This is a genomic window from Streptomyces capoamus (assembly GCF_014654935.1).
Lineage (GTDB): Bacteria > Actinomycetota > Actinomycetes > Streptomycetales > Streptomycetaceae > Streptomyces > Streptomyces capoamus.
Genome location: NZ_BNBF01000015.1, coordinates 127114 through 146382 on the forward strand (window position 1 = coordinate 127114; position 19269 = coordinate 146382).

Consider the following 19269-nt stretch of genomic DNA (forward strand, 5'->3'; position numbering starts at 1 on the left):
GGCGGGCTGCGCAACACCCGGCACCTCGCCGCCGTCTGCGCCGCCTTCGGGGTCGGCGTGTCGATGCACTCCAACACCCACCTCGGCATCAGCCTCGCCGCGATGACCCAGGTCGCGGCCACCGTCCCCGGCCTGCACCACGCCTGCGACTCGCACTACCCCTGGCAGTCCGAGGACGTCCTCACCGAGCGCCTCGCCTTCGAGGGCGGCCGGATCGCCGTGTCCGACGCGCCCGGCCTCGGCGTCGAGCTGGACCGGGACGAACTGGCCCGGCTGCACCGGCGCTGGGCCGAGGACGACGGCTCGCTGCGCGACCGCGACGACGCGGCGGCCCTGCGCCGGGCCGAACCGGACTGGCGGACACCGGTGATGCCCCGCTGGTGACGGGTGCCGCACGGGACCGGTGGGCGACCTGGTGCACACTGGCCGGAACCGCACCACGCCAGGGAGCGCACCGTGACGTCGTCGCACACCCTCACCGGAGAGGAACCGGAACACCTCACCCAGGCAGCGCGCTGCCGGACCCAGGTCGATCCGCTCGCCGCGCTGCGCGTCCCCGGCGACCCGCCCTGGGACGTCTACCTCACCGGCACGGTCTTCCTCGACATCGTCTTCACCGGCCTGGACTCGGCGCCGGTGCGCGGCACCGAGTCCTGGGCCCGGGGCATGGGTTCCAGCCCCGGCGGGGTCGCCAACATGGCCACCGCGCTGGCCCGGCTCGGCCTGCGCACCGCCCTCGCCGCGGCCTTCGGCGACGACCACTACGGCGAGTACTGCTGGGACGCGCTGGAGCAGGGCGAGGGCATCGACCTGTCGGCCTCGCGGACCGTGCCCGGCTGGCACTCCCCGGTGACCGTCTCCATGGCCTACGAGGGCGAGCGGACCATGGTCTCCCACGGGCACGAGCCGCCCGCGGAGGCCGTGCTGCTCCAGGAGGGCGGCGCCGGCCGGCCGCCCCGCTCGCGGGCGGCCGTGGCCTCCCTCACACCCGGGCGCGGCGCGCCGTGGATCGCCCAGGCCGCCCGCGCCGGCACCCGGATCTTCGCCGACGTCGGCTGGGACGAGACGGGCGCCTGGGACCTGTCCGGCCTGCCCGACCTGGAGCACTGCGAGGCCTTCCTGCCCAACGCGGAGGAGGCGAAGCGGTACACCGGGGCCGACTGCCCGCGGCTGGCCGCGCACGACCTGACCGAGTACGTGCCGGTGGCCGTGGTGACGCTGGGCTCCGAGGGCGCGTACGCCGTGGACCGGCGCACCGGGGAGACGGCGGAGGTGCCGGCGATCGCCGTGGAGGCGCTGGATCCGACGGGGGCCGGGGACGTGTTCGTCGCCGGGTTCGTGACGGGCTCCCTGGCCGGGTGGCCGCTCGCGGACCGGCTGGCCTTCGCCGGGCTGACGGCCGCGCTGTCGGTGCAGGAGTTCGGGGGGTCGCTGTCGGCGCCGGGCTGGTCGGAGGTCGGGGCGTGGTGGCGGCGCGTGCAGTCCCTGCCCGGGCAGTCGCCCGCGGCGCTGAGGCGGTACGAGTTCCTGGAGGGCCTGGTGCCGGAGCAGCTGGACCGGCCCTGGCCGTTGCGGCGGGCCGTGCCGACCATCGGGTTCCGTCGCTCCGGCTGACGTGGCACGGGCCCCGCCCCCCGGACCGCTGCCCCGGCCGCCGGAAGACGGTCGTATGAAAAGCCCTACGGCGTTGTCGGTGTCCCGTCGTACCCTGGACAGTGCGAGGCCGCCCTCAGCTACGCGGCCGTGACGAGGAGGAAGCGCAGGCCTTCAGCGCCGGCCCATGACAGAGACACCCACAGCTCACACCCCCGCGCAGGAGCAGGCGAGAGTGCAGTTCACCGTCCCCGCCCAGCACCCCATGGTGACCGTGCTGGGATCCGGCGACGCCCTGCTGCGCGTGATCGAGAGGGCCTTCCCGGCGGCCGACATCCACGTCCGGGGCAATGAGATCAGCGCGGTCGGCGACCCGGGGGACGTCGCCCTGGTCTCGCGCGTGTTCGACGAGATGATGCTGGTGCTCCGCACCGGGCAGCCGATGACGGAGGACGCAGTGGAACGCTCGATCGCCATGCTCAAGGCGAGCGACAACGGGACGAGCGACGGGTCGGAGACCCCGGCGCAGGTGCTGACGCAGAACATCCTGTCCTCCCGCGGTCGCACCATCCGCCCCAAGACCCTCAACCAGAAGCGGTACGTCGACGCGATCGACAAGCACACGATCGTCTTCGGCATCGGCCCCGCCGGCACCGGCAAGACCTACCTGGCCATGGCCAAGGCCGTGCAGGCCCTGCAGTCCAAGCAGGTCAACCGGATCATCCTGACCCGTCCGGCGGTGGAGGCGGGCGAGCGGCTCGGCTTCCTGCCCGGCACGCTCTACGAGAAGATCGACCCGTACCTGCGCCCGCTGTACGACGCGCTGCACGACATGCTCGACCCCGACTCCATCCCCCGGCTGATGGCCGCCGGGACGATCGAGGTCGCGCCGCTCGCCTACATGCGCGGCCGCACGCTGAACGACGCCTTCATCATCCTGGACGAGGCCCAGAACACGAGCCCCGAGCAGATGAAGATGTTCCTCACCCGCCTCGGCTTCGACTCGAAGATCGTCATCACGGGTGACGTCACCCAGGTCGACCTGCCCAACGGGCAGAAGTCGGGTCTGCGGCAGGTGCAGGAGATCCTGGAGGGCGTCGAGGACGTCCACTTCTCCCGGTTGTCGTCCCACGATGTCGTACGGCACAAGCTGGTGGGCCGTATCGTCGACGCGTACGAGCAGTACGACAGCAAGTACGGCACCGACAACGGCGCCCCCAGGGGCGGCCGCGGCACGTCCGGCGCCAAGGGAACCCAGGGGAAGTAGACCAGCACGACCATGTCGATCGACGTCAACAACGAGTCCGGCACCGAGGTAGACGAGCAGGCGATCCTCGACATCGCCCGCTACGCGCTCGCGCGGATGCGCATCCACCCGCTCTCCGAGCTCTCGGTGATCGTCGTGGACGCCGACGCCATGGAGCAGCTGCACATCCAGTGGATGGACCTGCCCGGGCCCACCGATGTCATGTCGTTCCCGATGGACGAGCTTCGCCCGCCGTCCAAGGACGACGACGAGCCGCCGCAGGGCCTGCTCGGTGACATCGTGCTGTGCCCGGAGGTCGCCGCCAAGCAGGGGGCCGAGGCGCCCACGCAGCACTCCATGGACGAGGAGCTCCAGCTGCTCACCGTCCACGGCGTGCTGCACCTGCTCGGGTACGACCACGAGGAGCCCGACGAGAAGGCCGAGATGTTCGGCCTCCAGGCCGCCATCGTGGACGGGTGGCGGGCCGAGCGCGGCATGACCGGGCCCTCCCCGGCGCCGACCGTCTCGTAAGCGGGCCGTATGTCTCCGCAGATCGTGGTCGGCGCGGTCGCGCTGGTCGTCGTCGCCTGGCTCGCCGCCTGCGCGGAGGCGGGCCTCGCGCGCGTCTCCAGCTTCCGCGCCGAGGAGGCCGTGAAGTCCGGCCGGCGGGGCAGCGCCCGGCTCGCCCAGATCGCCGCCGACCCCACCCGCTACCTGAACCTGGCCCTGCTGGTCCGGGTGGCCTGCGAGATGGCCGCCGCGGCACTGGTCACCTACGCCTGCCTCCAGGAGTTCGCCACCTGGCAGGCCCTGCTGATCGCCATCGGCGTCATGGTGCTGGTGTCGTACGTCGCCGTCGGCGTCTCCCCGCGCACCATCGGCCGCCAGCACCCGCTGAACACGGCGACCGCGGCGGCGTACGTGCTGCTGCCGCTGGCCCGGATCATGGGGCCGGTCCCGTCGCTGCTGATCCTCATCGGCAACGCGCTCACACCCGGCAAGGGCTTCCGGCGCGGTCCGTTCGCCTCCGAGGCGGAGCTGCGCGCGCTGGTCGACCTCGCGGAGAAGGAGTCGCTGATCGAGGACGACGAGCGCCGGATGGTGCACTCGGTCTTCGAGCTGGGTGACACCCTGGTGCGCGAGGTGATGGTGCCGCGCACCGACCTGGTCACCATCGAACGCTTCAAGACCATCCGCCAGGCCCTCACCCTCGCCCTGCGCTCCGGTTTCTCCCGCATCCCGGTCACCGGCGAGAGCGAGGACGACATCGTCGGGATCGTGTACCTGAAGGACCTGGTCCGCAAGACGCACATCAGCCGGGAGGCGGAGGGCGACCTGGTGTCCACGGCCATGCGGCCGGCCGTGTTCGTGCCCGACACCAAGAACGCCGGCGACCTGCTGCGCGAGATGCAGAAGGACCGCAACCACGTCGCCGTCGTCATCGACGAGTACGGCGGCACGGCCGGCATCGTCACCATCGAGGACATCCTGGAGGAGATCGTCGGTGAGATCACCGACGAGTACGACCGGGAGCTGCCGCCCGTGGAGAACCTCGGCGACGACTCCTTCCGGGTCACCGCCCGCCTGGACATCACCGACCTCGGCGAGCTGTACGGCCTGGAGGAGTACGACGACGAGGACGTGGAGACGGTCGGCGGACTGCTCGCCAAGGCGCTCGGCCGCGTCCCCATCGCCGGTGCCTCCGCCGAGGTCGAACTGCCCGACGAGCGCCGGCTGAAGCTGACCGCGGAGGCCGCCGCCGGCCGCCGCAACAAGATCGTCACGGTGCTGGTGGAGCCGGTCCCCGTGCCCGTCGCCGAGGAGGAGAAGGCCGAGTGAGGCCCCAGGAGCTGCGTGCCCTGTGCCTGTCCTTCGAGGCGGCCGTGGAGGACTTCCCGTTCAACCCGGAGACCTCCGTCTTCAAGGTCCTCGGCAAGATGTTCGCCCTGACGAACCTGGGCGCGCGGCCCCTGACGGTGAACCTCAAGTGCGACCCGGAGGACGCGCTCCGGCTGCGCCGCGAGCACGAGGGGCTGATCGCCCCCGGCTGGCACATGAACAAGCGGCACTGGAACACGGTGACCGTGGACGGCGGCCTCCCCGACCGGCTGGTGCGGGAGCTGGTCGAGGACTCCTACGACCTCGTCGTCGCGGGTCTGCCGAGGGCGGAGCGGCTGCGGCTGGACCGGCCGTGAACCGCCGGTCCGGCCGCGGCCGGTGGGGCGCGGCCCCGGGGTGCCGGCCGGAGTTCGTATGCTCGGGGGCATGACCGAGAGCAGCGCGCTTGATCCCGAGGACCGCAAGATCGTCACCCTGGCCCGTTCCGCGCGGGCCCGCAACGGGGTGCCCGAGGGGGCGGCCGTACGGGACGACACCGGGCGCACGTACGTCGCCGGGTCGGTGGGGCTCGCTTCGCTGAGGCTGAGCGCGCTGCGGACAGCGGTCGCCATGGCCGTGGCGTCGGGGGCCGCGTCCCTGGAGGCGGCGGCCGTGGTGAGCGACGCGGAGTCGGTGCCGGCCGAGGACCTGGCCGCCGTCGCCGACCTGGGCGGTGCCGGGACGCCGGTGCTGCTCGCGTCGCCCGACGGCACCGTGCGGGCCACCCTCACCGCCCCCTGAACCGACCGGACGGCAGGTCGGCCTGAATTCAACCTTGCCGGGGTCCGGCCCGCGCGCGTCAATGGTCCGTAGCATCCGACGGACCGTCAGATCCGCACCGCCGCGCACGTGCCCGCACCCGCCTGCGCAGGCCTCCCGTCCGCCGGGCGTCCCCACACGGCACTCCCCACCAGGGAAGGGAAGCGGATCCCCATGAGAGGCAAGCGCACGGCAACAGGTGCGGCACTGGCGGCCGGGGCCCTCGCGGTCACCGGGCTGGCCTTCGCCCCCACCGCGGCCGCCGTCACTCCCCAGTCGGCGACCATCTCCGCGAACTGCGGCATCTTCGGCGGCGGTGCGGCCACGCTCACCGCCACCCAGAGCGGCGGCTCGGCCACCCTCACCCTCACCTCCACCGCGATCAGGACGCCGGTCGCGGTGGCCCAGGACTCGATCGCCTCCACGCTCACCATGGTCAGGGCGAGCGGCGGCACCACCGTCTTCAGCGGGACGAAGAACCCGGCCATGGCGAGCGGCTCGGCGGTCACCGTCGGCCCGCTGCCCGGCACCGTGGCCCCCGGCGACAGCCTGGAGGCCTACGGCGGCTCGCTGAAGATGGTCATCTTCGGGATCACCGTGACCTGTACGGCCTCGGCGAAGCAGTCGCCCGGCCCGTTCGTCTTCAGCTGACGCCCTGCTGAGCGATCCGTTCCGGATCGTGCCGTAACGACCCCGGATGCCGCGGAAACTGATGCTCCGTCAGATTTCTGCGGCATCTCCATTGACTTCTCACCCCCACTCCACATCAATGCCCCCTGTCGGCGCAGACGAGCCACTGCGCCCGCAACCCTCAGGAGGGGGCCCATGGGTCCGACACCCCGAAGAGCCCGACGGTGGCGCTGGGCGTCACTGCTCGGGTCGACCGCGCTCGCGGTCACCGCGGGCGGCGCGCTGGCCTGTCCGGCCGGCGCCGCCGGCACGAACGTGGACTTCGCCACGCACTGCATCCCGCCGGCCGTCGCGGGCATCCCGCCGATCGACGGCACCACCACCGGCAACATCTCGGTGGACAAGACCAGTCCCAAGGTCGGCGACACGGTCACGGTCACCTACACCGTGGTCACGGCCGCCGCCAGCAACCCCACCGACCTGGCCCTGCCGGCCGACATCATGACCCCGACCGGCAAGGTCGCCCTCGGCGGCGCCCAGAGCGGGGACATCACCGTCACCGGGCCGAAGAAGAACCCGCCGGTGCCGGGGAAGGCCCCCTTCCCGTCCTTCTCCATGACCGGCACCTTCACCGTCACCAAGGCCGGGCAGATCACCCTCTCGCCCGGTGACTACACCATCCACACCAGCTACATCCTGGAGCTGGACACCCCGTGCACGGTCATCACCCCGCCCGCCCCGGTCTCCCAGACCGTCACCGCGACCGACGGCACCCCGGCCAACACCCGGACCGTCTCGCTCGGTTCCGCCTCCGGTGACGTGGGAGCCGCTGTCACCGTGACCGGAAAGAACTTCACCCCCGGCGCGGCCGTCACGCTGGCCGGGCGGGCCGGTGACAAGCAGACCGCGGACACCGCGTCCGTGACCGCGAACGCCCAGGGCTCCTTCAGCGGCTCCCTCGTCGTCAACGACAAGGCGACGACCGGGATCGTGGCCTACGAGGGCGCCTCCTGGAACCCCGACAAGGGCGCCGGGCCCGCGGCCTACGCCGTCAACGACAACACGCCCGTCCCGGCCGGCAGCCAGAAGCTGACCACCACCGTCAAGGCGGGCACCCTGTCGATGTCCCAGGCCGGGGACTCCGTCGCCCTGTCGGGCGTCGACTTCGGCCAGGGCGGCGCCTCCACCGGCAGCCTGAACACGGTGACCGTCAAGGACTTCCGCGGCGGGCCCGCGGGCTGGTCCCTGACCGGCAAGGTCACCGACTTCACCGGCCCCGGCGGCAGGATCGACGCCGGCCGGCTGAGCTGGACCCCGGCCTGCGCGACCAAGGCGGGCAGCCCCAGCACCTGCAAGGCCGGTTCGGCGGGCACCGTGGGCAGCGCGGGCGCGACCCTCGCCTCCACCGCCAACGGCACGCTCACCGGCGGCGAGTTCACCGTGGACGCCCGGCTCTCCCTGGACGTACCGGCGTTCACACCGCCCGGCGGGTACTCCGGCGTGCTCACGCTGACGCTCACCTGAGCGTACGGGCGTCCGCACCCGCCCGTTCCCCTGTCCCTCGTCCGTGGGGGTCCGCACCCATGCGCAAGCCGCACGCCCTCCTCCTGAGCCTGCTCTGCCTGCTCGGCCCGCTCGGTCTGCCGGCGGCCGCGGCGCACGCCGCCGACAACGGCAGCTGGTCCGTCTACCCGGTCGCCACGGAGATCGCCGCACGGCCCTACTTCACCCTCACCGCCGAACTCGGCCAGACCCTCACCGACAAGGTCGCCGTACGCAACAGGACCGGCCGGCCGCTCACCTTCCGGCTGTACGCGGCCGACGCCTACAACACCGCCCGGGACGGCGGCTTCGCCGTGCGCACCGCCGGGGAACGCATGCACGGGGTCGGCGCCTGGGCCAGGCCCGCCCGGTCCCGGATCACCGTGCCGGGACACCGGACCGTCACCGTGCCCTTCACCCTCCGGGTGCCCCCGGGAGCCGGACCCGGCGACCACCCCGGCGCCATCGTCGCGCTCGACGAGCGGACCGCCCCGGGCAGCGGCGCGCTGGCCCTCGGCGTCCGCCGGGCCGTCGGCGCCCGCGTCTACCTCCGGGTCGGCGGACCCGCCCTGCCCGCGCTCGCCGTCGAACACCTGCGCATCGGCCACCACCAGCCGCTCGTCCCGGGCCTCGGCGACAGCACCGCCACCGTCTCCTACACCCTGCGCAACACCGGCAACGTCACCCTCAGCCCCAGGGTGCAGCTGACGGCGCGCGGACTGTTCGGCCGTACGCTGCTCGACCGGGAGCTGACCCGGGTACCCGCCGAACTGCTGCCGGGACAGCGGGTGCGGCTCACCGAGACCTGGCGCGGGGCGCCCCAGCTCGACCGGGCGGACGTGACGCTCACCGCGCGCGCCCAGGACACCCGGGAGACGGCGAGCGCCGGTTTCCTCGCGCTGCCCCGGCTCCTGGTGGCGCTGGTCTTCGCCGCCGGTGTGCTGACCGGGACGCTGCTGGTCAGAGCGCGTCGGGTCCGCGCTCGCCGGTCCGCACCCGGACGACCGTCTCCACCGGGACGGACCACACCTTCCCGTCCCCGATCTTCCCCGTCTGCGCGGCCCTGACGATCGCGTCGATCACGTCGTCGGCGGCCGCGTCCTCCACCACGACCTCGATGCGCACCTTCGGCACCAGGTCGACCCGGTACTCGGCCCCCCGGTACACCTCGGTGTGGCCGCGCTGCCGGCCGTAGCCGCTGGCCTCGGTCACGGTCAGACCGTGCACCCCCAGCTCCTGCAGGGCGGTCTTGACCTCGTCCAGACGGTACGGCTTGACGATCGCGGTGATGAGCTTCATGCCTGGGACTTGACCTTCTGGGCGGAGGAGAGGACGGACGAGCTGACCGGGGCGCCGTGGCCCAGGACGCCGTGATCGTATGCGGTCTCGGCGTGCACCGTAAGGTCCAGGCCGGTGTGCTCCTGCTCCTCGCTCGCCCGCAGGCCCAGCACCTTGTCGAGCAGCTTGCCCAGGCCGTACGTCACCGTGAAGGCGTACCCGGCCACGACCACCACGGCCAGCAGCTGCCGGCCGAGCGGGGCGAGCCCGCCGCCGTAGAAGAGGCCCTCCGTGCCGCCGGTCATCGCCCGCTCGGCGAACAGGCCGATCAGCAGCGTGCCGATGATTCCGCCGACCAGGTGGACGCCGACGACGTCCAGGGAGTCGTCGTAGTTCAGCTTGAACTTCCAGCCGACGGCGTAACTGCACACGACCCCGGCGGCGAGGCCCACGACCAGGGCGCCGAGCAGGGAGACCGTGCCGCAGGACGGGGTGATCGCGACCAGGCCGGCCACCGCGCCGGAGGCCGCGCCCAGGGTGGTCGGGTGGCCGTCGCGCTTCTGCTCGACGAAGAGCCAGCCGAGCAGACCGGTGCAGCCGGCGGCGAGCGTGTTGAGGAACGCGGCGGCGGCCAGGCCGTTCGCGCCGAGCGCGGAGCCGGCGTTGAACCCGAACCAGCCGAACCAGAGCAGTCCGGCGCCGAGGACCACCATGGGCAGGTTGTGCGGGCGCATGGCGTCCTTCTTGAAGCCCAGGCGGGGGCCGATGACCAGGCAGAGCGCCAGTCCGGAGGCGCCGGAGGTGATCTCGACCGGCAGACCGCCCGCGAAGTCCAGTGCGCCCAGCCCGTCGAGGATCCAGCCGCCCGGGCCCCACACCCAGTGGGTGACCGGAACGTATACGAGGAGCGTCCACAGCGGGACGAGGACCAGCCACGCCGAGAACTTCGTCCGGTCCGCGACCGCGCCGCTGACCAGCGCGGCCGTGATGATCGCGAAGGTCAGCTGGAACGTGGCGAACAGGACGGTGGGGACCGTGCCGTGCACGCTGCCCGGGCCGATCCCGCGCATCCCGGCCTGGTGGAGACCGCCGATCAGCCCGCCGCCGATGTCGTCGCCGAAGGCGAGGGAGTAGCCGGCCGCCAGCCAGACGACCGTGACCAGGGCGATCGACACGAAGCTCATCATCAGCATGTTGAGGACGCTCTTCGTGCGGACCATGCCGCCGTAGAACAGGGCCAGGCCGGGGGTCATCAGCAGCACGAGGGCGGTCGCGGCGAGCAGCCAGGCGGTGTCGCCGGTGTTCACGTGGGCGGCGGCGAGGGTCACGGGCGTCTCCAACGGTGTGGGGGCTGCGTCAGAGCGTCACCGGTGTCCGTTTCCGGTCGCGTACGGGTGTGTTTCCGTGACGTTTCGTTGCGGGCCGGTTTCCGGAAACTCACCGTCGGGGGCGGTGCGCCGGGGCCGTGCGGCGGAGCGTCGTGGATCAGGGACAATGAACGCCATGAGTGTTCGTACCCAGTCTTCCGAGCAGCCGGCCGAGGCCGCCCACCGCGCCGGCTTCGCCTGCTTCGTGGGCCGCCCCAACGCGGGCAAGTCCACCCTCACGAACGCTCTGGTCGGGCAGAAGGTGGCGATCACCGCCAACCAGCCGCAGACGACCCGGCACACCGTGCGCGGGATCGTGCACCGGCCGGACGCCCAGCTGATCCTGGTGGACACGCCGGGACTGCACAAGCCGCGCACGCTGCTCGGCGAGCGGCTCAACGACGTCGTACGCACGACGTGGGCCGAGGTCGACGTGATCGGCTTCTGCCTGCCGGCGAACGAGAAGATCGGGCCCGGCGACCGCTTCATCGCCAAGGAGCTGGCCGGGATCCGCAAGTCCCCGAAGGTCGCCATCGTCACCAAGACCGACCTGGTCGACTCCAAGACCCTGGCCGAGCAGCTGATCGCGATCGACCAGATGGGCAAGGAGCTGGGCATCGAGTGGGCGCAGATCGTCCCGGTGTCGGCGACCGCGAACAAGCAGGTCGACCTGCTGGCGGACCTGCTGATCCCGATGCTGCCCGAGGGCCCGGCGCTCTACCCCGAGGGCGACCTCACCGACGAGCCCGAGCAGATCATGATCGCGGAATTCATCCGCGAGGCCGCCCTGGAGGGCGTCCGCGACGAGCTGCCGCACTCCATCGCCGTCGTCGTGGAGGAGATGCTCCCGCGGGAGGACCGGCCGGCGGACAAGCCGCTGCTGGACATCCACGCCAACGTCTACATCGAGCGCCCCAGCCAGAAGGGCATCATCATCGGCCCCAAGGGCAAGCGCCTCAAGGAGGTCGGCATCAAGTCCCGGCGCCAGATCGAGGCCCTGCTCGGAACCCCGGTCTTCCTCGACCTCCATGTGAAGGTCGCCAAGGACTGGCAGCGCGACCCGAAGCAGCTGCGCCGGCTGGGGTTCTAGCCGGGGGCGCCCTGCGGGGCCAGGTCCTGCACGCCCACCACCCCCAGCAGCCGGAGTCTGTCGTGCGACTCCGTGCCCGGGCGGGCCGTGTGGATGATCAGGTGGTGGTGGCTCTGGTGGGCCAGCAGGACCTCGCACTCCAGCTCCAGCAGGCCCACCACCGGGTGCAGGAAGCGCTTCACGCGCGGGCGGCGCAGGGACACCTGGTGCTCCTCCCAGAGCGCGGCGAACTCCTCGCTCCGCGCGCGGAGTTCGGCCACCAGCGCCGTCGGTTCCGGATCGTCGGGGCGGGCCGCGGCCACCGCGCGGAGGTTGGCCACGTGGTCCCGGGCGTGGGCCGGGAGGTCCTCGGGCGGGAACAGGGCGCGGGCCGCGGGGTCCAGGAAGAACCGCCGGGTCAGGTTCCGCTCGCGCGGCGGGCGGGCGGAGGCGTCCCCCACCAGCGCCTTGGCGAGGGCGTTCTGCGCCAGCACCTCGCCGCAGTCGGTGACCACCTGGGCCGGTGAGTCGTACAGCCGGTCCAGCACCAGCAGCAGGCCGGGCCGGACGTGGGCCGAGGCCGCGTCACGGCGCGGCGGCTCCTCGCCCACCAGGTGGAACAGGTGGTCGCGTTCGTCGTCGGTCAGGCGCAGCGCACGCGCCAGCGCGGCCAGCATCTGGCGGGACGGCCGCGGGCCCCGGCGCTGCTCCAGCCGCGTGTAGTAGTCGACGGACATCCCGGCCAGCGACGCCACCTCCTCCCGGCGCAGTCCGGGCGTACGGCGGCGGGCGCCGGGGGCGAGGCCCACGTCGGACGGTTCCAGCCGGGCGCGGCCACGGCGCAGGAAGTCGGCGAGTTCGGCTCGGTTCACCCCTCCATCGTGCGGCAGGCCGGCCGGCTCATCCAGGGACTGCCGGTCCCCCGATCAGCAGGTCTCTCCCGCCGCCCGGCCCCGCGGCCGAGGCTGGGTGTCCCCACGAGAGGAGCAACACCATGCTGACCCTGGTCACCGGCGCCACCGGACAGGTGGGACGCGGTTTCGTCCCCCGGCTGCTCGCCCAGGCCCGTCCCGACGAGCGGGTCCGGGTGATCGTGCGCGACGAGTCCCGCGCCGCCGCCCTCGCCGACCGCGGCGCCGAGGTCGTCGTCGGCGACCTGCGCGATACGGAGGTCCTCGGCAAGGCGCTGGCCGGAGCGGACGCCGTCGTCAACATCGCGGCCTCCTTCCGGGGCGTGACGGACGAGGAGATGCGGGCCGTCAACCGCGACGCCGCGCTGGAGCTGGGCCGGGCGGCCCTCGCCTCCGGGGTGCGGCGGTTCGTGCAGACCGGCACCATCCTGGCCTACGGCGTCGGCCGCGGCCGGCCGCTCGTCGAGGACGACCCCACCGTGCCGGGCGGCCCGATGTGGATGGCGTACCCGGAGGCCAAGGCGGAGGCCGAGCGCGGACTGCTGGCGCTGGACGGGCTGGACGTCCGCGTCGGCCGCCTCGGATTCGTCTACGGCGAGGGCGACCCGCACCTGCCCGGCATCACCCGCTGGACCGCCACTCAGCCCGCCACCAAGCGGCACCACCTGGTGCATGTCGCCGACGCCGCCCAGGGCCTGCTGCGCCTGCTGCACGCCCCCGGCGCGGACGGCCGCACCTACAACATCGCCGACGACGCCCCGGTCACCGTCCTGGACATCCACCGGGTCCTCGGCGTGGAGCCGCCGGCGGACGGCCCCGACCCCGACCCCTGGTACGGCATCGCCTCCACCGACCGCATCCGCCGCGAACTGGGCTACCGGCCGTACTTCCCCACCCTGTGGAGCGCCCGCGACGCCGGAGCCCTGTGACGGTCACTCCACCCCGCGGATCCGGCCCACCAGCACCGACCCGCCCAGCCCGACCGCCGCCGCCACCAGGTACAGCACCCGGTAGCCGCCGAGGTGGGTCACGACGGGCGCCGCCAGGGCGGGGGCGGCGACCTGGGGGAGGGCGTTGGCCACGTTGATCACGCCGAGGTCCCTGCCCCGGTCCAGCGCCGTCGGCAGCACGTCCGTCATCAGCGCGAAGTCGACGGAGGTGAACACCCCGAAGCCCACCCCGAGCACGGCCGCCGCCACGACCGCGCCCGGCCAGGTCTGCCAGCCGGACAGGACCGCCGTGGCGAGGGCCATCAGCACCCCCGACCAGACCACGAACGGCTTGCGCCGGCCCACCCGGTCCGACCACACCCCGCCGGCCACCACGGTCGCCAGCAGCGTCAGGCCGTTGACGGCCGTCAGGACCAGCACCCCCCGCTCCGGGTCGGAGCGGTGCAGGCCGTCGCGCAGGTAGTACAGGAGGTACAGCAGCACCAGGGAGTTGCCCAGGTTGATCAGGAAGCGGGTCAGCCAGGCCCAGGCCAGGTCGGGATGGCGGCGCGGGCTCAGCCGGAACCCGGCGAGGAACCCCCGCCACGACCACGGCGGCCGGTCCGCGCGCGCCAGCCGCAGGTCCGTGTGGCCCAGGACGTACGGCGCCACCCCCGCGACGGTGAACACCGCGCACGCCGCGTACCCGGCCCCCGTCCCGCCCGCCGCCGTGGCCAGGCCCGTCCCGCCGACCACGCCCAGGAGCTGGGCCGCGCCCAGCCAGCCGCCCACCGCGCCCCGCCTGGCCCGCGGCACCCGGTCCGGTACGGCCGCCGTGAGGGCCGCGAAGGCCGCGTTCAGCGTCAGCTGCGCCAGGCACCAGCCCGCCGCCATCGACCACACCCCGCCCGCGCCCGCGAGCAGCAGCAGCGACAGCGCACCGCCCGCCGATCCGGCCACGATCCACGGGGTGCGGCGGCCCCGGCGCGCGGTCGTGCGGTCGGAGAGGGCGCCGAACAGCGGGTTCGCGACCAGCGAGACCACCGCGCCGGCGCCCGTGACCCACGCCAGCAGCGTCTCCTTCGACATCCCCGAGCCGGGCGCGAAGTCCTCCGCCTGGGCGGCGAGCAGAACCTGCAGCGGCCCGAACCAGCCGACCCAGATCGCCCCGTTGGCCAGCGCCAGCGACGCCGTCCAGCCCCGGCCGACCGGTTCGGCCGGCTCGGCGAGGGCGGCCGGGGGGCGCGCGGTGGTCATCCCCGCGCCCGCAGCAGCTCCCGGAACCAGTGGTAGGAGGCCTTGGGCGTGCGTTCCAGGGTGGTGTAGTCGACGTGCACCAGGCCGAACCGGCGGGCGTAGCCCTCGGCCCACTCGAAGTTGTCCAGCAGGGACCACACGAAGTAGCCGCGTACGTCGACGCCGGCCTCGATCGCCCGGTGCAGGGCGCGGATGTGGGCGTCCAGGTAGGCGATCCGCTCCTGGTCGTCGACGCCCTCGTAGGAGCAGCCGTTCTCGGTGATGACGACGGGCGGGAGCCGGTCCCCGTACCGCTCGCGGAAGCCGGTGAGCAGTTCCGTCAGCCCCTCGGGCACCACCGGCCAGCCGAAGTCGGTCACCGGCCGGCCCTCGATCTCCCGCACCGAGAAGGGCAGTTCGGCCGGCAGCGTCAGCCCGCCGAACTCGGTCGCGGTGTCCCGCGGGGCGCCCACCCGGGTCGGGGCGTAGTAGTTCACGCCGTACCAGTCGACCGGCTCGGCGATCACCTTCAGGTCGGACTCGACGTCCCCCGGCATCAGCTCGCCCATGCCCTCGGGGTAGGCGCCGAGGATGACCGGCTCGGCGAACAGGCGGTTCAGCAGGACGTCGTAGAAGCCGGCCGCCTCCAGGTCCGCCTGTTCCCCGGAGGCGGGCCAGGTCGGGCCGTGGGAGTTGGCGATGCCGATGTCGCGGGCGCCGGCCGCGCGCAGTGCCCGTACCGCCAGCCCGTGGGCCAGCAGCTGGTGGTGGGCGACCGGGAGCGCGTCGAAGAGCAGCCGCCGGCCGGGGGCGTGGGTGCCCAGGGCGTGCCCCAGCAGGGTGTGTTCGGCCGGCTCGTTGAGGGTGATCCACTTGTGCACCCGGTCGCCGAGCCGGTCCGCGACCACGGCCGCGTGGTCGGCGAACCGGGCGGCCGTGTCCCGGTCCAGCCAGTCCAGGTGCGCCGGCAGGTCCCAGTGGAAGAGGGTCGGGACCGGCCGGACGCCCGCCGCGCACAGCTCGTCGACCAGACGGTCGTAGAAGTCCAGGCCGCCGGGGGAGTTCACCCGGGGCCAGGAGACCGAGAAGCGGTAGGCGTCCACGCCGAGGCCGGCGAGGAGGGCCACGTCCTCGGGGTAGCGGTGGTAGTGGTCGCAGGCCACCGCCGCCGTCGAGCCGTCCTTCACCCGCCCGGGGACGGCCGTGAACACGTCCCACACGGACGGCTGCCGTTCCCCGGCCGCCCCCTCGATCTGGTGGGCCGAGGTGGACACGCCCCACAGGAAGCCGGGCGGGAACCGGGGGATCGCACTGCCTGCGTCAGTCGCCATGGCCGGATCATCCTTACCCCCGGTAACGTAAGTCAACGCCCCCGCGCGAACCGGCCCTCACGCCCCCTCCTTCAATAGTCGTGAGACCAACTCCCTTTCGTCCTCGGTCAGTCGGGGATCCGCCGCGTACACCGTGCGGCCGTCCACCGTGATCTCGTAGCCGAAGCCGTCCGGGACGCCGGCCGGAGGCGTGCTCCGGCCGGCCGCCAGGACGCGCTCGGCCAGGGCCTGCCACTCGGGGGCGTCGGGCCGGCCCGAGGTGTCCACCTCGGCCCGGCGCTCGATGCCCGCGAAACCACCCGTGCGCCGTACTCGAATCCGCATGGGGTGATGTCTAGTACGGAACTACAGCGTGCGCACCCCGACCTGTTCCCACGCCTTCTGCACGGCCTGGAGTTCGCCCCCGGCGCCGTACCGCTCGCGGGCCGCCTTCACCGTCAGCGTGGCGAAGTCCGCGAAGAGGGCGTCCTCCTTCAGCTCGCCGCCGGTGAGCACGTCGTACCAGATCTGCCCGGCCTTCTCCCAGGAGTGTCCGCCGAGGGCGGTGGCGGCCAGGTAGAAGGCGTGGTTCGGGATGCCCGAGTTGATGTGCACCCCGCCGTTGTCGCGGCCGGTGCGGACGTAGTCCTCCATCTTCGCCGGCTGCGGGTCCTTGCCGAGGACGTCGTCGTCGTACGCCGTGCCCGGGGCCTTCATCGAGCGCAGGGCGGTGCCGTTGACGCGCGGGGCGAGGAGCCCGGCGCCGATCAGCCAGTCGGCCTCGGCGGCGGTCTGGCCCAGCGTGTACTGCTTGATCAGCGAGCCGAAGACATCGGACAGCGACTCGTTGAGCGCGCCGGGCTGCCCGAAGTAGGTGAGGTTGGCGGTGTGCTGGGTGACGCCGTGGGTCAGCTCGTGCCCGATGACGTCGACCGGGATCGTGAAGTCGAGGAAGATCTCGCCGTCCCCGTCGCCGAACACCATCTGCTCGCCGTTCCAGAAGGCGTTGTCGTAGCCCTCGCCGAAGTGCACGGTGGCGTCCAGGGGCAGCCCGGCGTCGTCGATGGAGTGCCGGCCGTACGCCGTCAGGTACAGCTCGAAGGTGGCGCCGAGGCCGGCGTAGGCGCGGTTGACCGTGGCGTCCGGGCCGGGGTCGGAGCCCTCCTCGCGGACCTTGGTGCCGGGCAGGTCCTGGGTGTGCCCGGCGTCGTAGATCGTGCGGTGCGGCTGGTCGGCGGCGGCACCGGCGCGCCGGGTGACGGCGGGCGCACCGATCACCGTGGTCAGGCGGCGCTTGGTGCGCTGGTAGGCGTCGTGCTCCAGGGACCGGCGGGCCGGACCGGAGAGCGCGGGGTCCTCGTGACGGGCGAGCCTGTCGAGGACGTGCGGCGGCACGATCGTGCAGAAGACGGGCTGGTAGCCCCCGTTGGTCGTCATGTGAGGCACCATTGCACTGCGTGACGCCCGTGTCACCACCTGCCACCATGATTGGTGAAATACCCGGACAGGGAGCGCGACGTTCCGTGACTTCGTGCTACGTCGATGTGGTGCTGCGCACTTTTTGTCCCGCTTTGCCGCCCGGTCCCGCATACTGGGACAGACCCGCGCGCCCGGAACGGCTCGGCTAGGCTGCGAAACATCATGCGTTTCTGGCTGCTTCTTCTTAGCTGCCGCGGCGAGGGCCTGTAGTCGAGGCCGACTCCCTCCCCGCGGAGCTTGGCGTTGCGTCGTCGGCCGCCCACTCGGATATCCGACATCCTGAGGAGCCCACGCCACCATGGCCAACCGCCAGCAGCCCAGCCCCATGCCGATCCACAAGTACGGCCGCTACGAGCAGGTCGACATCCCCGACCGCACCTGGCCGGACCGACGCGTCACCGCCGCCCCCCGCTGGCTCTCCACCGACCTGCGCGACGGCAACCAGGCCCTGATCGACCCCATGTCGCCCGAGCGCAAGCGGCGCATGTTCGACCAGCTGGTCAAGATGGGCTACAAGGAGATCGAGGTCGGCTTCCCGGCCTCCGGCCAGACCGACTTCGAGTTCGTGCGCTCGATCATCGAGGAAGAGGGCGCGATCCCCGAGGACGTCACGATCTCCGTCCTGACCCAGGCCCGCGAGGACCTGATCGAGCGGACCGTGGAGTCCCTCAAGGGTGCCCGCCGCGCCACCGTCCACCTGTACAACGCCACCGCCCCGGTCTTCCGCCGGGTCGTCTTCCGCGGCTCCAGGGACGACATCAAGCAGATCGCCGTCGACGGCACCCGCCTGGTGATGGAGTACGCCGAGAAGCTGCTGGGCCCCGAGACCGAGTTCGGCTACCAGTACTCGCCGGAGATCTTCACCGACACCGAGCTGGACTTCGCCCTGGAGGTCTGCGAGGCGGTCATGGACGTCTACCAGCCGGGTCCGGGCCGCGAGATCATCCTCAACCTGCCCGCCACCGTGGAGCGTTCGACGCCGTCCACGCACGCGGACCGCTTCGAGTGGATGCACCGCAACCTGACCCGCCGCGAGTACGTCTGCCTGTCCGTCCACCCGCACAACGACCGCGGCACGGCCGTCGCCGCCGCCGAGCTGGCCCTGATGGCCGGCGCCGACCGCGTCGAGGGCTGCCTGTTCGGGCAGGGCGAGCGCACCGGCAACGTCGACCTGGTCACCCTGGGCATGAACCTGTTCTCGCAGGGCGTCGACCCGCAGATCGACTTCTCCGACATCGACGAGATCCGCCGGGTGTGGGAGTACTGCAACCAGATGGAGGTCCACCCGCGCCACCCGTACGTGGGCGACCTGGTCTACACGTCCTTCTCCGGCTCCCACCAGGACGCCATCAAGAAGGGCTTCGACGCCATGGAGGCCGACGCCAGGGCCAAGGGCGTCACGGTCGACGACATCGAGTGGGCGGTGCCGTACCTGCCGATCGACCCGAAGGACGTCGGCCGCTCCTACGAGGCCGTCATCCGGGTCAACTCGCAGTCCGGCAAGGGCGGCATCTCCTACGTCCTGAAGAACGACCACAAGCTGGACCTGCCCCGCCGGATGCAGATCGAGTTCTCCAGGCTGATCCAGGCCAAGACCGACGCCGAGGGCGGCGAGATCACGCCGAAGGAGATCTGGGCGGTCTTCCAGGACGAGTACCTGCCGAACCCCGGCAACCCGTGGGGCCGCATCCAGCTCAAGACCGGCCAGTCCACCACGGACACCGACGGGACCGACACCCTGACCGTCGAGGCCACCGTCGACGGCGAGGACACCGTCCTGACCGGCTCCGGCAACGGTCCGATCTCGGCCTTCTTCGACGCCCTGCAGTCCATCGGCATCGACGTACGCCTGCTGGACTACCAGGAGCACACGATGAGCGAGGGCGCCTCCGCGCAGGCCGCCTCCTACATCGAATGCGCGATCGACGGCAAGGTCCTGTGGGGCATCGGCATCGACGCGAACACGACGCGTGCGTCGCTGAAGGCGGTCGTCTCCGCCGTCAACCGCGCGGCCCGCTGACCCTTCCGACCGGCAGTTTCGA

Annotated in this window: 20 protein-coding genes; 13 read left to right on the forward strand and 7 right to left on the reverse strand. The window is 72.5% G+C overall.

Annotated features, from left to right (window positions below):
* The 10 genes from IE312_RS41475 to IE312_RS23230 all read left to right on the forward strand — a co-directional run.
* A partial coding sequence (locus tag IE312_RS41475; RefSeq protein ID WP_306419802.1) for an enolase C-terminal domain-like protein occupies positions 1-384 on the forward strand: 384 nt, incomplete at its 5' end.
* 72 nt (positions 385-456) lie between these two features.
* Entirely contained in the window at positions 457-1614 is a 1158-nt protein-coding gene (locus IE312_RS23190; protein ID WP_189984261.1) for a carbohydrate kinase family protein, read from the forward strand.
* Between the two features lie 166 nt (positions 1615-1780).
* Positions 1781-2860 (forward strand): PhoH family protein, encoded by a 1080-nt coding sequence (locus IE312_RS23195; protein WP_189984262.1) that lies wholly within the window; start codon positions 1781-1783, stop codon positions 2858-2860.
* A 12-nt stretch (positions 2861-2872) separates the two neighbouring features.
* On the forward strand, positions 2873-3370 hold the full coding sequence (gene ybeY, locus IE312_RS23200; RefSeq protein WP_030344958.1) for an rRNA maturation RNase YbeY: 498 nt from the start codon (positions 2873-2875) through the stop codon (positions 3368-3370).
* Positions 3371-3379: 9 nt separating this feature from the next.
* Positions 3380-4678 (forward strand): hemolysin family protein, encoded by a 1299-nt coding sequence (locus tag IE312_RS23205; RefSeq protein ID WP_189984263.1) that lies wholly within the window; start codon positions 3380-3382, stop codon positions 4676-4678.
* Positions 4675-5034, forward strand: a complete 360-nt coding sequence (locus tag IE312_RS23210) for an MmcQ/YjbR family DNA-binding protein (protein WP_189984264.1) — start codon at positions 4675-4677, stop codon at positions 5032-5034. The genes IE312_RS23205 and IE312_RS23210 overlap by 4 nt, the downstream gene beginning before the upstream one ends.
* Positions 5035-5104: 70 nt before the next feature.
* A complete protein-coding gene (locus IE312_RS23215; RefSeq protein WP_189984265.1) occupies positions 5105-5458 on the forward strand; it encodes a cytidine deaminase-like protein in 354 nt (117 codons plus the stop codon).
* 192 nt (positions 5459-5650) lie between these two features.
* Positions 5651-6127 (forward strand): hypothetical protein, encoded by a 477-nt coding sequence (locus tag IE312_RS23220; RefSeq protein ID WP_189984266.1) that lies wholly within the window; start codon positions 5651-5653, stop codon positions 6125-6127.
* A 174-nt stretch (positions 6128-6301) separates the two neighbouring features.
* Positions 6302-7630 carry a WxL domain-containing protein gene (locus IE312_RS23225; RefSeq protein ID WP_189984267.1) on the forward strand — a complete coding sequence of 443 codons (1329 nt, stop codon included), beginning with the start codon at positions 6302-6304 and terminating at the stop codon, positions 7628-7630.
* 59 nt (positions 7631-7689) lie between these two features.
* On the forward strand, positions 7690-8715 hold the full coding sequence (locus tag IE312_RS23230; RefSeq protein ID WP_189984268.1) for a DUF916 domain-containing protein: 1026 nt from the start codon (positions 7690-7692) through the stop codon (positions 8713-8715).
* Here the strand turns inward: IE312_RS23230 and IE312_RS23235 are convergent.
* Positions 8609-8947 (reverse strand): P-II family nitrogen regulator, encoded by a 339-nt coding sequence (locus IE312_RS23235; protein WP_189984269.1) that lies wholly within the window; start codon positions 8945-8947, stop codon positions 8609-8611. The genes IE312_RS23230 and IE312_RS23235 overlap by 107 nt on opposite strands.
* A complete protein-coding gene (locus IE312_RS23240) occupies positions 8944-10254 on the reverse strand; it encodes an ammonium transporter (RefSeq protein WP_189984270.1) in 1311 nt (436 codons plus the stop codon). The genes IE312_RS23235 and IE312_RS23240 overlap by 4 nt, the downstream gene beginning before the upstream one ends.
* Before the next feature lie 175 nt (positions 10255-10429).
* Between IE312_RS23240 and era the strand changes: the two genes are divergently transcribed.
* Positions 10430-11383: a GTPase Era gene (gene era / locus IE312_RS23245; protein WP_189984271.1), complete on the forward strand. Its 954-nt coding sequence runs from the start codon at positions 10430-10432 to the stop codon at positions 11381-11383.
* On the opposite strand, the gene IE312_RS23250 is transcribed toward era, so the two are convergent.
* Complete coding sequence (locus IE312_RS23250) at positions 11380-12234, reverse strand: helix-turn-helix transcriptional regulator (protein ID WP_189984272.1); 855 nt, start codon at positions 12232-12234, stop codon at positions 11380-11382. The two genes, era and IE312_RS23250, sit on opposite strands and share 4 nt — an antisense overlap.
* Before the next feature lie 122 nt (positions 12235-12356).
* Between IE312_RS23250 and IE312_RS23255 the strand changes: the two genes are divergently transcribed.
* On the forward strand, positions 12357-13202 hold the full coding sequence (locus IE312_RS23255) for an NAD-dependent epimerase/dehydratase family protein (protein ID WP_189984273.1): 846 nt from the start codon (positions 12357-12359) through the stop codon (positions 13200-13202).
* Positions 13203-13205: 3 nt separating this feature from the next.
* Here the strand turns inward: IE312_RS23255 and IE312_RS23260 are convergent, their stop codons facing one another.
* The 4 genes from IE312_RS23260 to IE312_RS23275 are packed head-to-tail and all read right to left on the reverse strand — an operon-like array spanning position 13206 to position 17185.
* Positions 13206-14459, reverse strand: coding sequence for an MFS transporter (locus tag IE312_RS23260; protein ID WP_189984274.1), 1254 nt, complete (start codon positions 14457-14459; stop codon positions 13206-13208).
* A complete protein-coding gene (locus IE312_RS23265; protein ID WP_189984275.1) occupies positions 14456-15769 on the reverse strand; it encodes a GH1 family beta-glucosidase in 1314 nt (437 codons plus the stop codon). Before IE312_RS23265 ends, IE312_RS23260 begins: the two co-directional genes overlap by 4 nt.
* Positions 15770-15826: 57 nt before the next feature.
* Complete coding sequence (locus tag IE312_RS23270; protein WP_189984276.1) at positions 15827-16093, reverse strand: protealysin inhibitor emfourin; 267 nt, start codon at positions 16091-16093, stop codon at positions 15827-15829.
* A 21-nt stretch (positions 16094-16114) separates the two neighbouring features.
* Positions 16115-17185, reverse strand: coding sequence for a M4 family metallopeptidase (locus IE312_RS23275; RefSeq protein ID WP_189984277.1), 1071 nt, complete (start codon positions 17183-17185; stop codon positions 16115-16117).
* A gap of 340 nt (positions 17186-17525) precedes the next feature.
* Here IE312_RS23275 and leuA point away from each other — a divergent pair, with 340 nt between their 5' ends.
* Entirely contained in the window at positions 17526-19247 is a 1722-nt protein-coding gene (gene leuA, locus IE312_RS23280; RefSeq protein ID WP_189984278.1) for a 2-isopropylmalate synthase, read from the forward strand.
* Positions 19248-19269 lie beyond the last annotated feature (22 nt).

What these genes read in the sequence shown, in the direction of transcription:
- IE312_RS23195 (WP_189984262.1), top strand. Translation starts at nt 1,781, where the DNA reads ATGACAGAGACACCCACAGCTCACACCCCCGCGCAGGAGCAGGCGAGA.
- ybeY (WP_030344958.1), top strand. Translation starts at nt 2,873, where the DNA reads ATGTCGATCGACGTCAACAACGAGTCCGGCACCGAGGTAGACGAGCAG.
- IE312_RS23205 (WP_189984263.1), top strand. Translation starts at nt 3,380, where the DNA reads ATGTCTCCGCAGATCGTGGTCGGCGCGGTCGCGCTGGTCGTCGTCGCC.
- IE312_RS23215 (WP_189984265.1), top strand. Translation starts at nt 5,105, where the DNA reads ATGACCGAGAGCAGCGCGCTTGATCCCGAGGACCGCAAGATCGTCACC.
- IE312_RS23220 (WP_189984266.1), top strand. Translation starts at nt 5,651, where the DNA reads ATGAGAGGCAAGCGCACGGCAACAGGTGCGGCACTGGCGGCCGGGGCC.
- IE312_RS23225 (WP_189984267.1), top strand. Translation starts at nt 6,302, where the DNA reads ATGGGTCCGACACCCCGAAGAGCCCGACGGTGGCGCTGGGCGTCACTG.
- IE312_RS23230 (WP_189984268.1), top strand. Translation starts at nt 7,690, where the DNA reads ATGCGCAAGCCGCACGCCCTCCTCCTGAGCCTGCTCTGCCTGCTCGGC.
- IE312_RS23235 (WP_189984269.1), bottom strand. Translation starts at nt 8,947, where the DNA reads ATGAAGCTCATCACCGCGATCGTCAAGCCGTACCGTCTGGACGAGGTC.
- era (WP_189984271.1), top strand. Translation starts at nt 10,430, where the DNA reads ATGAGTGTTCGTACCCAGTCTTCCGAGCAGCCGGCCGAGGCCGCCCAC.
- IE312_RS23255 (WP_189984273.1), top strand. Translation starts at nt 12,357, where the DNA reads ATGCTGACCCTGGTCACCGGCGCCACCGGACAGGTGGGACGCGGTTTC.
- IE312_RS23260 (WP_189984274.1), bottom strand. Translation starts at nt 14,459, where the DNA reads ATGACCACCGCGCGCCCCCCGGCCGCCCTCGCCGAGCCGGCCGAACCG.
- IE312_RS23265 (WP_189984275.1), bottom strand. Translation starts at nt 15,769, where the DNA reads ATGGCGACTGACGCAGGCAGTGCGATCCCCCGGTTCCCGCCCGGCTTC.
- IE312_RS23270 (WP_189984276.1), bottom strand. Translation starts at nt 16,093, where the DNA reads ATGCGGATTCGAGTACGGCGCACGGGTGGTTTCGCGGGCATCGAGCGC.
- IE312_RS23275 (WP_189984277.1), bottom strand. Translation starts at nt 17,185, where the DNA reads ATGACGACCAACGGGGGCTACCAGCCCGTCTTCTGCACGATCGTGCCG.
- leuA (WP_189984278.1), top strand. Translation starts at nt 17,526, where the DNA reads ATGGCCAACCGCCAGCAGCCCAGCCCCATGCCGATCCACAAGTACGGC.